The organism is Thermocrinis ruber (genome assembly GCF_000512735.1).
GTDB lineage: Bacteria > Aquificota > Aquificia > Aquificales > Aquificaceae > Thermocrinis > Thermocrinis ruber.
This window is the reverse complement of sequence record NZ_CP007028.1, coordinates 137,698-150,648: the sequence shown is the minus strand read 5'-3', so window position 1 is coordinate 150,648 and position 12,951 is coordinate 137,698. Positions and strand designations below refer to the sequence as shown.

Sequence of the window (12,951 nt, the reverse complement as noted above, 5' to 3'; positions counted from 1 at the left end):
TTCCGATAAGCTTTGTTCAAGCATTTCATTAACTTTTATATTTTTAACACAATTTAACACAAATTTAACATCATAAAACGACAAAAAAGTTAAAAAATCATATAGTTTAGACTTGACAAAAGAGGAAAGATGATTTATATCAATAATTAAAACCATAAGGAGGTGCAAAAATGGCGCATGAAGAAACACATGTAGCACATCACGAAACAAGCCCATGGGGCTTACCAGTAGGTTTGGTGCCTTTAGTTCTCTCTTTAGCGGCGGTTGCGTATTTTGGATGGGGATGGAGTCTCGTGGGTCTAATACTTGCAGGCGTAGCCCTTGTGCTTTTGGTAATAGGTGTAATAGGTTGGGCTAATGAGCACTTCTCAAAGGAGCCGGACCAAGGGCTTGGCTTTCAGGGTATAGTTTGGTTTGTCTTTGCGGAAGTCGTAATATTCGGCTCAATCTTTGCGGGCTTTTGGATGGCAAGGGTTACACACGCCACTGAGTGGGTTACTAAATGGATTCCAGAGGGTGGAATGAACTTGCCCCTCGTAGGTCTTCTGACCCTTATCCTTTGGGCTTCAAGCTTTACCATATGGAAGGCGGAGAAGGCTTTGGAGCATAATGATCTTGGTGGATACCGGATGTGGCTTATAGCAACTATGGTGCTTGGCACTCTGTTCATAGCTTTGCACGCTTGGGAGTGGATGCACCTTTGGGAAAAGGGCTTCACAATAAGCTCAAACATGTATGGTACTGGTTTTTACATGCTAACCGGTGTGCACGCCTCCCACGTTATCGTAGGAATAGGTATGCAGTTGGTGCTTTTGCTAACAAGCGGTAAAGCCCTTGGAAAGATCACCCCAATAAAGGCTGCAAGCTTTTACTGGCACTTTGTGGATCTAGCTTGGCTTTTGGTAGCCGGCACTGCCTATATAGTAGGTTCTTACGGAACCTTTTAAGCCATGAGGTGGGTGTTAGTCCTGCTTACCGTGTTTGGGGTCTTAACCCTTAGCTGGGCTGTACCAATGCCCAAAGACCATGAAGGCTTTTTTGACCCAACAATCTTGAAAATTGAAGAGGAGAAGTATTTGGGTAAACAGGTTGCAGATGTGGAATTTACCGACGAACACGGAAGAACCCACAAACTTCTGGACTACATAAAGGGACATCCTACCGCCCTGATCCTCGGCTACTACACCTGCGACTCCGCGTGCCCTCTCATAATCAAAAACGCCATAGAGGCATCCAAAAACATAAGCAAAGACTTTAGGGGAATTGTTCTTTCCTTTGACAAGGAGGATACCCTAAGAGATTTGCAGGAGTTCAAGAAAAAGCTGGGTATCTCTCCCTCCTCCCGCTGGACCTTTGGCATTATGAAGGAAGAGGATATAAAGAAGTTATCTCAGTCTTTGGGCTATAGGTTCTTCTACTCAAGGCAGGACAGGGTTTTTGTCCATCCCAACGTGGTGATATTTATAGACCCAGAGGGTAAGGTATCAAGATACCTGTATGGTATATCTCCGAGGGAAACGGATTTTAGGATCGCTTTAGCGGAGGCGGAGACCTTCAGGATCACCAAAAACACCATAGTGGATATAGCCTTCATGGTCTGCTACAAGTACGACCCCAACACAGGCAAGTATGGACTAAACCCTGTGGTACTCTTTGCTATAGCCGGCTTTACTTTGGGTAGTTTTACCCTTGCTTACGCCTTTATTAAAAGAGCAAAGGAGGTGTAGCCATGAAGTACCTATTAACACTGCTTGCCCTCACTGGGTCAGTTTTTGCAGAGGAGGTGCTTGCCTACCCGAGGGTTTACTGGGAGAACTCAGTAAAGGTATGGTTCTGGGTAGCGGTCATAATTTACCTCATAGTAGCCATTCCCTCCATTTACTTTGCCATCAAGTATCGCTACAAAAAGGGAGAGCGTGAGGAAGGAGAGCACATTGAAGGAAACACTGCCCTTGAGGTTGTCTGGACTGTCATACCCACCATCATCGTGCTGTTTTTGGGCACCTACTCCTTCGCAAACTTTGTAAAGCAGAGGAACGCCCCAGAGGGTGCCTTGGAGCTCAAAGTGGTTGCCTTCATGTGGGGTTGGGAGTTTGAGTATCCCAACGGAAAGAAGGTTTATGCCTTCTTTAACCCGGAAGGATTCACAGCCCCAGAAGAACAAAAGGCATACATACCTGCTGGCAAACCCGTTAAGGTCTATCTAACCTCAAGGGATGTGATCCACTCCTTCTTTGTGCATCCTGCAAAGATCACCGAGGATGCGGTGCCCGGTAGGATCACAAAGCTTTGGTTCCAAATCAACAAGCCCGGTGAATACTTTGTCTTTTGCAGGGAATACTGCGGAACCTGGCACGCAAGGATGTTTGCGATCTTAAAGGTTGTTCCCGAGGAAGAGTTCAACAAGTGGCTTGGTGGAGCCGAGCCAGCCCAACAAACTTCAAGCATTGAAGCTAATATTACAACCCAATAAAAGGAGGTAAAGCCATGGCGGTAGCAAAAGCTCCTTCAATTCCATGGTACGGAGCCACCTTAAAAGAATGGCTCTTTACCACAGACCACAAAAAGGTAGGTATGCTCTACCTTGTAACAGTGCTCCTATACTTTGCGGTAGCAGGTCTCTTTGGTATGCTGATAAGATTTGAGCAGACTGTACCCGGTATTCAACTACCCTCCCTCTTTGGTAAAACTGGGGCAGACCTTTACAACTATCTGCTTACTGGACACGGTGCGGTTATCCTGCTCTGGTGGGCGGTCAATGTTTGGGTAGGTGGCTTTGCCAACATACTTGTTCCCCTGATGATAGGGGCGAAGGATGTTGCCTTCCCGAGGCTAAACGCCTTTGGATACTGGGCTTTCTTTGGTGCCAGCGTGCTGGTGCTTCTTACCCTCATTCCCCAAAACTGGATCATGATGCTATGGACTGGATACCCTCCCTATTCTATAAACGAGAACGCAGGTTCTACCATCCTATACGTTGCCATAGTCACCCTTTATGGAGTATCATCCACCGCAGGTTCTGTGAACATGATCACTACCATTGTTAGCCTTAGGGCAAAGGGTCTTGGATGGACAAAGTTAAACCTCTTTGTGCACTCCATAATGGCAGCGAGCCTTATAAACCTCTTTGGTGTGCCAGCCCTTCTGGGAGCAGTAGCCCTTCTCTTCACTGACAAATATCTTGGAACAAACTTTTACAACCCAGCCTTGGGTGGAGACCCACTGTTTTACCAACACCTTCTCTGGTTCTACTCTCACCCAGTTGTTTATATCATGATCCTTCCAGCCTTCGGTGTGTTCTCTGAGGTAATATCCACCATGTCCAGAAAGCCCATATTTGGATACATATCCATGATGCTCGCTATTTACGCCATAGCGTCGGTTGGTTTCTTTACTTGGGTCCATCACATGTTCGTCTCCGGTGTGCCAGACTGGGCAAGGGTGATCTTTTCTTATACAACCCTCTTTGTGGCAGTGCCGACGGGTATAAAGATCTTCAACTGGGTGGCAACCTTGCACAAGGGTGCCATAAGGTTCAATGCGCCCATGCTCTTTACGTTGGGTGGAATTCTCATGTTCCTGATAGGAGGTCTTACGGGCATTCCAAACGCCATGGTGTCCATAGACCTTGGTGTATCTGACTCTCTATTCGTAGTAGGACACTTCCACTATGTGCTTGGTATGGCACTTACCTTTGGAGCCTTCAGCGGTATGTATTATTGGTATCCAAAGATTATAGGCAAGATGTATTCGGAAGGGCTTGCAAAGCTAAGCTTTTGGTTGATGCTGATCGGCTCCAACATCTTCTACTTCTTCCAAATGTATATGGGAATGGTTCACGGTATGCCAAGAAGGTACGCAGACTATCCACCTATTCCCGAATGGGTTAGCTTGATGCAGATCCAAACTGTTGGTGCGGTAATACTCGGAATAGGAATCTTGCTTAGCTTTATCAACTGGATCAAGAGCCTCTGGGGTCCAAAGGCACCCGACAATCCATGGGGTTCTCCATCCCTCGAATGGACCATGACAGACACCCCCGTTGGACCTCACAACTTCAAAAAGTACCCCGTAGAGGTGCCCGAAGACTGGCATCCCTACGCATACTATAAGGGTTATCACACCCACATATAAGCTTATGGTGCGCCTCGTGCTGTGGCCAAAACTCCCCGCCCCCTTGGGCGGGGCTTTGTAAAAAGGGAGAGTTTAAGATGGATATGGAGAGAAGAAAAAGGGTAAGGCTTGTGGGTATAATTTTGGGCATGTTTGTTTTGGCAAGTTTTATGACGGGTCTTTTGGGTATGGCACTCTCCGAAAAAAACAGGGAATACTTCGTGTATAGACTAAAGAACATAAGAAAGCTTCCTCTTTTTAAACCCACAAAGTTGCCGGAAAAAACCAATGAGTGACGCAGGATACCTTCTGATCTTTGCTTCAAGGCTCCTTGAGGTTTTTGGCTTTCTTATGACGCTACTCTTCATATTCAAAGGGGTCGCCCTCAAGCATGTTTTTATCACTGCGGGGCTCACCGCCTCGGGTATTCTTATATCCCTCTTTGGTTTTGTTAGTGGGAAGATTTCGGCTATCCAGTCCTTTGCTATAGAATCTGTTTTTGCGGGTTTTATACTTGCCTTGGGCTTTTATGCTTTTAAGGAAAAGCGGGAAGAAAAGCTCAGGCCTCCAAAGCCACCACCAAAGGGCACCAGATGTCCAGTATGCATGGGCTTTGTCAAAGAGGACTATTACTGCGTGGCGCGGGAGGGAAAGGACCTGTACTATTTTGACGAAGAAGAACAATTAAAGAGGTTTTTGGAGGACCTAAGCGAATACAAGAGGCTCAGGAAACTTAACATAAAAAGCATAGAGGATGTGTTTGTGAAAGGCTGGGATGGTTGGAAGAGGGCGGAAATATACCTTTCTGAGTTAAAATAGTCTAAGGTGGAGCCTTCCAAGATAAAGGGCATCACCCAAAATTCAAAGGAAGTTCAGGAAGGTTGGGTTTTTGTGGCCATAAAGGGTTCCTCCACAGATGGACACAACTTTGTTCAAGAAGCCCTAAGTAGAGGTGCCAGTTTGGTATTTGTGGAGAGGGACGTAGGAATAAAAGACGAGAGGATCATCAAGGTTGAAGACACCAGAAAATTTCTTGGAGAGTTGGCTAATGAGTTCTTTGGCAGACCTTCCGAAAGGCTAAAAGTAGTGGGTATAACGGGCACCAACGGAAAGACCACAAGTAGCCATATAGTGGAAGCTGTTCTCAACGCAGGGGGTATTCCCACCGGTCTTATAGGCACCATATACTACCGCTTTAAAAACAAAATATACGAGTATGAAGGAAGAACGACGCCGGACCCTATCCAGTGGCACCGTACATTAAAGCAGATGTTGGAGGATGGGGCAGAGGTGGTAGCCTGCGAGGTTTCTTCCCATGCCTTAGACCAAAGGCGTGTTTGGGGCACAAAGTTTTTTATAACTGCCTTTACCAACCTCTCTCAGGATCATCTGGACTATCATGGCTCTATGGAAAACTACTTTCGGGCAAAGCTGAGGCTCTTTGTAGAGTACCCGCAGGAGTATTCTTTAATAAACATAGACGATGAATACGGTAGGCGAATCTTAGAAGAGCTCAAAGGAAAAGCTATAACTTACGGAAGGAATGGAAATCTTAGAATAATAGACTTTGAGACATCTATTGAGGGTAGCAAGCTTACTCTTGAGTGGGAAGGTAGGACCTACAAATTTTCCTCCAACCTAAGGGGTGAATTTCAGGCTTACAATCTCAGTTTGGGCATCCTTGTGGGCTTTCTCTTTGGCTTGGATGCGGAGACAATACAACACGGTGTAGAAAGGGTAATCGTTCCCGGCAGGTTTGAGACCTTTTTCAAGGAAGGGAAGTTGGCAATAGTAGATTATGCCCACACGCCAGATGCCTTGGAGAAGGTTTTGATCACTGCCAGAAGACTGACAAAGGGCAAGTTATGGGTGGTCTTTGGTGCTGGTGGCAACAGGGATAAGACCAAAAGACCTTTGATGGGAAAGGTTGCGGGAAAGTGGGCAGACTTTGTGGTTATAACCTCCGACAACCCAAGGTGGGAAGAACCCGAAGCTATAATAGAGGACATTTTGAAGGGCATAGAGCAAAAGCAAAAGGTCTTTGTGCAAAAGGACAGAAAGGAAGCAATAAAGTTCGCTTTGCAGAACGCCAAAGAGGGAGATGTAGTCCTCATAGCAGGCAAAGGACATGAAGACTACCAAGAAATAAAAGGAGTAAAATATCCCTTTAAAGACCAAGATGTTGTGAAGGAGGTATTGAATGTGTGATCTGGAGAACCTGTATTACCATCTGAGAGATGAACTTTTGAGGATTTACAAGGAGGCAGAAACACCCTTTCCAAAGGTAAAGCTCACAAATCTTCAGTCCGCCAGGCTTTGCGGTCTTGCCAACTTAGCCAAGCTGATCCTCTATCTGGAAAGGGATGGGTACCTGCAAATAAGCAATAAAGATCAAAGCTTTCAGGACTGGGAAGTGCAGATAGAGGCGTCCATCCTGGATTTTATGCTGGGCTCCTGATGTATCCAAAGAAGTCCATAAGGGAACTACCCAAGGACCTGCGCCCTCGGGAAAAGCTCGCCAAGTTTGGTGCATCCAACTTATCGGATGAGGAACTTTTGGCGGTTATCTTCGGCTCTGGCACAAAAGGTGAGGATGTTATAAGCTTAGCAAGCAAGGTAGTTAGCTTAGGATGGGAAACGCTTATGTCTATGGATGTGGAGGAGCTAACTAAGAAGATCAAAGGTTTGGGCTTTGCTAAAGCTTGCCAACTCAAAGCAGTCATAGAACTTGCCAAAAGGATAAACGACCCCTATGGAGACTTTAAAATCTCCAACCCGCAAGATGCCTACAATTTTGTCAAAAAAAAGGTGCTCTTTGATGAAAGGAGGGAACATCTCATTGCCCTTTATCTTACACCAACCAACAAGGTGGTAGATTACGAAGTGGTTGCCATAGGTAAAATGAACTCCCTTTACGCAGAACCAAAGGATATACTCTACACCGCCGTAAAAAAAGCATGCAGTTCTTTGATCGTCCTGCACAACCATCCAAAGGGAGACGCAAGACCATCAAAGGAAGACATAGAGTTCACCAAAAGACTAAAGCAAGCCTGCGAGCTGTTGGGTTTTGAACTTTTAGACCACATTATCATTAACCAAAAGGAGTTTTTCTCGTTCAGAAGTAACGGACTTCTTTAAACCTCCGCCCCTTCCAAAGATTCTTCACATTTGCATAATCTCTCCTCTGGGAGATTTGCTACAAATAACCTTAACACTTTCTTTATCTCTTCTTCCTTGTTTTTCATCATTAAAATAACCTCCTCGCTGGTTAGACGATAGCCTGCAATGCCCGCCGCTGGGTTTGCCACTACACAAAGGCTCGCACAGCACATGCCGAGCTCCCTCGCCAAGGCAACCTCCGGATAGCCGGTCATACCTACCACATCTCCACCCAATAGCTTTATAGCCCTTATTTCTGCGGGTGTTTCAAACCTTGGGCCCTCCGTGCAGGCATAGACGCCCGCGGGATGATAGCTGAGCTTTAACTCTTCCAAAGTTTCAATCAAAACCTTTCTCATATGAGGGCAATAAGCCTGCGTCATATCCACATGAACTACCTTTTTTTCTCTCAGGAGCTTGGAGGGTTTGTCCTCTCCTTGTACTTCCACTGAGTAGGCACCCTTATAAAAGGTGTCTTCCCGCCTTTTGGTTAAATCTATGAGGTCATCCACCACCACAAAGTCCCCCGGCTTAAACCTCTCATTGATAGCCCCCACCGCAGAAATAGCCAAGACCCTTTTTACTCCAAGTTCCTTAAAAGCCCAAAGGTTTGCCCTGTATGGCACAAGGGAGGGAGGATACTGATGGTTTAGCCCATGCCTTGATATGAAGGCAACTTGCTTCCCGCTTAGCTCACCTAAGATCACAGGAGAAGAAGGCTCTCCGAAGGGTGTGTTTAGGGACACCTCTCTGAGATTTTTTAACCCATCCATTCTATAAAGCCCGCTTCCACCTATAATACCGAGCATGATAAAATCTTAACATGCATAAGTTTGACCCAGAAAAACTGAAGAAGTTGGACGATCCAGAAAGGCTTAGCCTTTTTGACCCGGAGGCAGTTCTCAAATCCTTTGGGTTAAAGCCCGGTATGACAGTTCTTGATGTGGGCACAGGTGCAGGCTTTTATTTACCTTACCTTTCCAAAATGGTCTCAGATAGCGGAAAGGTCTATGCCATAGATATAAGCCCAGAGGCGGTGGAGTATGCAAGGAACAAAGTTAGCCAGCTTGGGCTCAAAAATGTGGAGGTTCTGCTGTCCCAAGAGAACCAAATTCCACTCCCAGACAACACGGTAGATTTCACATACATGGCTTTTGTATTTCATGAATTAGAGGACCCAGTGAAGTTTTTAAAAGAGCTTGAAAGGGTAAGCAAACCCATTAGCTACCTTGCCCTCATAGACTGGAAGAAGGAGGAAAGGGACAAAGGACCACCACCCGAGGAGGTTTATTCTGAGTGGGAGGTGGGAATGATCCTAGAAGAGGCGGGTTTAAGGGTAGGAAGGGTGGTGGAGGTGGGACCCTACGCCTACGGCTTTTATGCGATGTTTGTAAAGCAATGAAAAGAAGTGAAAGGTATCTAAAGTATGGAGTGAAGCTTGAGGATAGGTATCTAATCTACGAGGAGGAAAACCGTAGGGTAGCTGTGCCATACTCTCACATAGCTTTTTTGTATGTATCGAAAAATAACTTAGTGATCCAAACGGACAGCGTAGAAAGGGTTGTAATAAAACTTGACACAGAGGATACCGCCAATGAGCTCTTTGAAGATATCCTAGTTTCCATAGAAAGGCTATACATTAGATGAACCTTTACTTCAAAATTCTTCTCTCGTAAATCACAAAAAGGCTAAACAGCGTAGTAAAGATTATAGGTCCCAGGAATATCCCCACAAAGCCAAAGGCGATGATCCCTCCCAAGATGGAAAAGAACAGCACAATGTATGGCATTTGCACGCCAATTTTCATAATGAGAGGGCGGATGATGTTGTCAACGGTGGAAATTATGAACATTCCCCAGATCAGTAAAAAAATGGCAGACTTTATGCTCTGGGTGATAAACAGATAAGCCACCAGCGGTGCCCAAACCGCACCTGCACCAAAGGGTGGGACAAAAGAAGCAAAAAAGGTGGCAAGACCAAAAAGAGGATAGTATTTAATGCCCGCTATAGCATAACCAATAGCGCCGAGCAATCCTTGAACAAAGCCTACAACCACTGAACCGTAGGCAGTAGCCAGAACAGTTTTATAGACGGTGCCAAAAATTTCCCTAACATCCTCCTCGTGCATAGGTATAAATCTTTCAATAAAGCTTGCGAACTTTTCGCCATCCCTCAAAATAAAAAAGAGGGTAAGCAAGAAGATAAAGCTTTTAAAGAGAAAGGAGAGGGCAAAGGTGAATAGGTTTGTGGAAAGTTGAAGTAGCTGTTGGCTTGTGCCCTTGAGCATTCCCACCACCAAAGACCTAAACTCTTCGGATTTTATATAGTTCAAAAAGACCTCCACCTGCTCTTGGCGGAGGAATTTTTTCAACAGGGCTTCCAAATAGCTCAGATACTGCTGGTAGGTATGATTTTGAATAAAGTTCAAAAGATAGACAGAGAGCTCTATGGCTTGGTTTAGGATTATGGCACCCAAAACTCCGAAGGGTATCACTATAACGAGCAAGGTAAGCAGAGTGAGAATTAAAGCGGAAAGAGTTGCCCCTGGGAGGAGCTTTTTTAGTTTTTGATGAACTGGATAGAGCACAAAGGAGAAAATCAGAGCCCAGAGGATGGGTGTAATAAAAGGCAAGAGTATATACAAAACTACCATCAAAAGCCCAATGGTGCTAGTCAGAACGGAGTACTTAAAAAACTTCTCCCTTTCCATCCAGCCTGTATAATATTAACACCTTGAAGAAGACTGAAGAATTTACAGTAGCTTTCAATAAAGAGGCAAAGGCAGAGTATGAGATCATTGAAACCTACGAGGCGGGCATAGTGCTTGAGGGCTCCGAAGTTAAAGCCCTCAGAAACAAACAAACTGTTTCTTTTAAGGACAGCTTTGTGCGTATAGAAAACGGAGAGGCTTGGCTCTATAACCTCTACATAGCCCCATACAGGTATGCCACACTGAAGCCACCCGACCCCCTCAGAAAGAGAAAATTGCTCTTGCACAAAAGGGAGATCCTCAGGCTCTTGGGCAAGGTCCAGCAGAAAGGATTTACCATAATCCCCCTCAGAGTTTACTTCAAAAACGGAAAGGTAAAGGTAGAAATTGCTTTGGCAAAGGGTAAAAAAATCCACGACCGCCGGGAGGAACTCAGAGAGAGGGACATAAAGAGGCAGATGGAAAGGGACTTGAAAAACTGGCGGTAAATATTAGAATATATTTAAAAAAATTCTCCGGAGGTCTCTCCATGGGATACATGATTAGAAGCGTGCTGTTGCTTGGTGTTCTGACGGGTCTTTTCCTCTTTGTAGGGAATTTGATAGGTGGTAAAACGGGTATGACCATTGCCCTGATACTGGCGGGTATTATGAACTTTATAGCCTACTGGTTCTCAGACAAGATTGTGCTGGCAATGTATGGCGCGCGGGAAATAACGGAAGAAGAGGCTCCTTGGCTACATCGGATGGTGGAAGAGCTTGCCCAAAGGGCAAACATACCAAAGCCCAAAATATACCTTGTTCCCATGGAACAGCCCAACGCCTTTGCTACCGGTAGGGGTCCCGGCCACTCTGCGGTGGCAGTGACTGCGGGCATCCTCCAGCTCCTTGATAGGGATGAACTAAGAGGAGTTTTGGCGCACGAAATAGGACATATAAAAAACCGGGATGTGCTGGTGGCAACCATGGCGGCAACCATTGCGGGAGCCATATCCTACCTCGTTAATATGCTCCAGTGGGCGCTTATCTTTGGACACTCAAGGGATGAAGAAAACAAGAACCCACTTTCCCTAATAGGAAGCATAGCCCTCATCGTACTCACACCCATAATAGCTACGATCATTCAGATGGCGATCTCTCGTTCAAGGGAGTATTTGGCGGATGAAACCGGGGCTAAAATCAGTGGAGACCCATTAGCATTGGCTAGGGCTCTGGAAAAAATACACAACTATGTGTATCAAATTCCCGCAGAGGTCAATCAAGGTACTGCCCATCTCTTTATTGAAAACCCTCTCAAGGGCGGAGGAATTTGGGAGCTCTTTTCCACCCACCCATCCACCGAAAAAAGGATAGAGAGATTGAAGGAGCTTGCAAGAAAAATGGGTAGGCTCTACTAATGGGAGATAAGTTCAGTGCAGTTATTGTGGGCTCCGCCCTTGGGGATGCCATAGGTAAATGCGTGGAGGACCTAACGGAGGAGGAGGTTTATAGCTTTTATGGTGGTCCGGTGGAGGGCTTTGTGGAGCCACATCCCAAAAGCCCTGCCTTTGGCTTTGAACCATGGGAAGTCTCTGACGAGACCACCATAAGCATCCTTTTGCTCGAGAGCATTTTGGAAAGAAAGTCCATAGATCCCTATCACTTTTTTGAAAAGCTCCTCAAATGGCGTAAAGACGAAAAGAGCCATCGCTACCCAGACCCTACCCTTTTGACCGCTATAGACCTTTTATCCTCCGGCATTAGCTTAGAGTCTGCAGGTTTTTACTCTTCCTCCATAGAGGGTGCTCTAAGGAGTGTGGTAGTAGGGCTATTTCACTTTTACAATCCTTACCTTTCTGCAGAGGGTGGAAGGCTTGTGAGCCTGATAACCCACAGAAGTAAAGAGATTTACGATGTCTCTGGTATGCTCTCTGCTCTTATTTCCCATTTGGTAAGTGGAGAATGGAATCTGGAAGATACTTCAGAAAGACTTGAACTCTTATCTCACCTGCAGGAATTTGCAAAGTATGACGCAAACAAAAGGGCTATAAAAAAGGTCCAAGAACTTTTGGAAGAAGGAAGCGGTTTAGAGGAAGCAATATTCCAGCTTGGAAACTCTTCCTACGCCCTGGAAGCTTTCCCTTTGTCCCTTTTTATTTTCCTTAAGAACATAGAAAATCCTCAGAGGGCATTCTTTGAAGCGGTGAATTCTTATGGTAAGTTTGGTGGAGATACGGACGCTATAGGTTATCTTGTTGGTGCCTACTTGGGTGCTTACTTTGGAATGTCTGCCTTTGATACAGAGCTTGTTGAAAAATTGGAAAAGGTAGATTATTATATTTCTCTATCTGAAAGGCTTTGGGAAATAACGATGGAAAACATCCCCAGGAGGCAGGACCATGTCCTATAGGTTACAGGAAGCTTTTTTGAACACTGCGAGGAAGAGAAAGGTAAAGGTGACAATCTTTCTAATCAACGGAGTGCGGATTCAAGGCAAGATCAGGTCCTTTGACACCTTTACCATTCTTGTAGAAGATGGAAGACAACAAACTTTAGTCTATAAACACGCCATAAGCACCATAGTGCCCGCAGAAAAGCTCCAAATTGAGTTTGAAGAGGAAGGGGTGCCCGGTGCGGGCTAAAGCCCCTCATTTAGAACATACCCGGTGGTTTTCCTTTAGATACTACCAACCTCTCCACAACCTCTCCTCCCTTTAGGTGTTTTTCCACGATCTCATCCACATCCTGCGGTCTAACTCCTCCATACCAAACTCCCTCCGGATAGACCACCACTACCGGACCTACCCCGCAGGCGTTTAAACATCCGGTAGGCGTGATCATACAGCTCATAAAGAGTTCTGGGTCCATCTGCTGCTTTTCCATAAACCTCTGAAAGACTTCCCTGCTCTGCCTGTCTGAGCAGGAACCCATAGGGTGCCCTGGCGGTCTTTGCTGAACGCAAACAAAAACATGCCTAAAGTCCATGCTATA

The 12,951-nt window shown here is 45.6% G+C and carries 18 protein-coding genes; 15 read left to right on the top strand and 3 right to left on the bottom strand.

Annotated elements, in window-relative coordinates; all coding sequences use genetic code 11:
* Positions 1-170 precede the first annotated feature (170 nt).
* The 9 genes from THERU_RS00825 (at position 171) to radC (ending at position 7,251) form a co-directional block, all read left to right on the top strand.
* On the top strand, positions 171-947 hold the full coding sequence (locus tag THERU_RS00825; RefSeq protein ID WP_025305387.1) for a cytochrome c oxidase subunit 3: 777 nt from the start codon (positions 171-173) through the stop codon (positions 945-947).
* Between the two features lie 3 nt (positions 948-950).
* Positions 951-1,727, top strand: a complete 777-nt coding sequence (locus tag THERU_RS00820; RefSeq protein WP_025305386.1) for an SCO family protein — start codon at positions 951-953, stop codon at positions 1,725-1,727.
* 2 nt (positions 1,728-1,729) lie between these two features.
* Positions 1,730-2,473, top strand: coding sequence for a cytochrome c oxidase subunit II (gene coxB, locus THERU_RS00815; RefSeq protein WP_025305385.1), 744 nt, complete (start codon positions 1,730-1,732; stop codon positions 2,471-2,473).
* A gap of 14 nt (positions 2,474-2,487) precedes the next feature.
* The gene (locus THERU_RS00810; RefSeq protein ID WP_025305384.1) at positions 2,488-4,134 is read left to right on the top strand and encodes a cytochrome c oxidase subunit I; all 1,647 of its coding nucleotides are present in this window, start codon (positions 2,488-2,490) and stop codon (positions 4,132-4,134) included.
* Between the two features lie 83 nt (positions 4,135-4,217).
* Positions 4,218-4,409 carry a hypothetical protein gene (locus THERU_RS00805; RefSeq protein ID WP_245565827.1) on the top strand — a complete coding sequence of 64 codons (192 nt, stop codon included), beginning with the start codon at positions 4,218-4,220 and terminating at the stop codon, positions 4,407-4,409.
* Positions 4,402-4,932: a hypothetical protein gene (locus tag THERU_RS00800; RefSeq protein ID WP_025305382.1), complete on the top strand. Its 531-nt coding sequence runs from the start codon at positions 4,402-4,404 to the stop codon at positions 4,930-4,932. The genes THERU_RS00805 and THERU_RS00800 overlap by 8 nt, the downstream gene beginning before the upstream one ends.
* Positions 4,933-4,938: 6 nt before the next feature.
* A complete protein-coding gene (locus THERU_RS00795; protein ID WP_025305381.1) occupies positions 4,939-6,321 on the top strand; it encodes a UDP-N-acetylmuramoyl-L-alanyl-D-glutamate--2,6-diaminopimelate ligase in 1,383 nt (460 codons plus the stop codon).
* A complete protein-coding gene (locus THERU_RS00790) occupies positions 6,314-6,571 on the top strand; it encodes a hypothetical protein (protein WP_025305380.1) in 258 nt (85 codons plus the stop codon). Before THERU_RS00795 ends, THERU_RS00790 begins: the two co-directional genes overlap by 8 nt.
* The gene (radC, locus tag THERU_RS00785) at positions 6,571-7,251 is read left to right on the top strand and encodes a RadC family protein (protein ID WP_025305379.1); all 681 of its coding nucleotides are present in this window, start codon (positions 6,571-6,573) and stop codon (positions 7,249-7,251) included. The genes THERU_RS00790 and radC overlap by 1 nt, the downstream gene beginning before the upstream one ends.
* Here the strand turns inward: radC and mtnP are convergent.
* The gene (gene mtnP, locus THERU_RS00780) at positions 7,248-8,081 is read right to left on the bottom strand and encodes an S-methyl-5'-thioadenosine phosphorylase (RefSeq protein ID WP_025305378.1); all 834 of its coding nucleotides are present in this window, start codon (positions 8,079-8,081) and stop codon (positions 7,248-7,250) included. The genes radC and mtnP overlap by 4 nt on opposite strands.
* A 14-nt stretch (positions 8,082-8,095) precedes the next feature.
* Between mtnP and THERU_RS00775 the strand changes: the two genes are divergently transcribed.
* Positions 8,096-8,674 carry a class I SAM-dependent methyltransferase gene (locus tag THERU_RS00775; RefSeq protein ID WP_038531947.1) on the top strand — a complete coding sequence of 193 codons (579 nt, stop codon included), beginning with the start codon at positions 8,096-8,098 and terminating at the stop codon, positions 8,672-8,674.
* Positions 8,671-8,919, top strand: coding sequence for a hypothetical protein (locus tag THERU_RS00770; protein ID WP_038531945.1), 249 nt, complete (start codon positions 8,671-8,673; stop codon positions 8,917-8,919). The genes THERU_RS00775 and THERU_RS00770 overlap by 4 nt, the downstream gene beginning before the upstream one ends.
* 4 nt (positions 8,920-8,923) lie before the next feature.
* On the opposite strand, the gene THERU_RS00765 is transcribed toward THERU_RS00770, so the two are convergent.
* A complete protein-coding gene (locus THERU_RS00765) occupies positions 8,924-9,982 on the bottom strand; it encodes an AI-2E family transporter (protein WP_025305376.1) in 1,059 nt (352 codons plus the stop codon).
* A 23-nt stretch (positions 9,983-10,005) separates the two neighbouring features.
* On the opposite strand from THERU_RS00765, the gene smpB reads away from it, so the two are divergent.
* From smpB to hfq, 4 genes are read left to right on the top strand one after another with little or no spacing between them, the layout of a single operon-like run.
* Positions 10,006-10,470, top strand: a complete 465-nt coding sequence (smpB, locus tag THERU_RS00760) for an SsrA-binding protein SmpB (RefSeq protein WP_025305375.1) — start codon at positions 10,006-10,008, stop codon at positions 10,468-10,470.
* Positions 10,471-10,511: 41 nt separating this feature from the next.
* The gene (gene htpX / locus THERU_RS00755; RefSeq protein WP_025305374.1) at positions 10,512-11,378 is read left to right on the top strand and encodes a zinc metalloprotease HtpX; all 867 of its coding nucleotides are present in this window, start codon (positions 10,512-10,514) and stop codon (positions 11,376-11,378) included.
* Positions 11,378-12,370 carry an ADP-ribosylglycohydrolase family protein gene (locus THERU_RS00750; RefSeq protein ID WP_025305373.1) on the top strand — a complete coding sequence of 331 codons (993 nt, stop codon included), beginning with the start codon at positions 11,378-11,380 and terminating at the stop codon, positions 12,368-12,370. The genes htpX and THERU_RS00750 overlap by 1 nt, the downstream gene beginning before the upstream one ends.
* Positions 12,360-12,602: an RNA chaperone Hfq gene (gene hfq, locus THERU_RS00745; protein ID WP_025305372.1), complete on the top strand. Its 243-nt coding sequence runs from the start codon at positions 12,360-12,362 to the stop codon at positions 12,600-12,602. The genes THERU_RS00750 and hfq overlap by 11 nt, the downstream gene beginning before the upstream one ends.
* A 10-nt stretch (positions 12,603-12,612) precedes the next feature.
* On the opposite strand, the gene THERU_RS00740 is transcribed toward hfq, so the two are convergent.
* The gene (locus THERU_RS00740; protein WP_025305371.1) at positions 12,613-12,945 is read right to left on the bottom strand and encodes a (2Fe-2S) ferredoxin domain-containing protein; all 333 of its coding nucleotides are present in this window, start codon (positions 12,943-12,945) and stop codon (positions 12,613-12,615) included.
* Between the last annotated feature and the right edge of the window lie 6 nt (positions 12,946-12,951).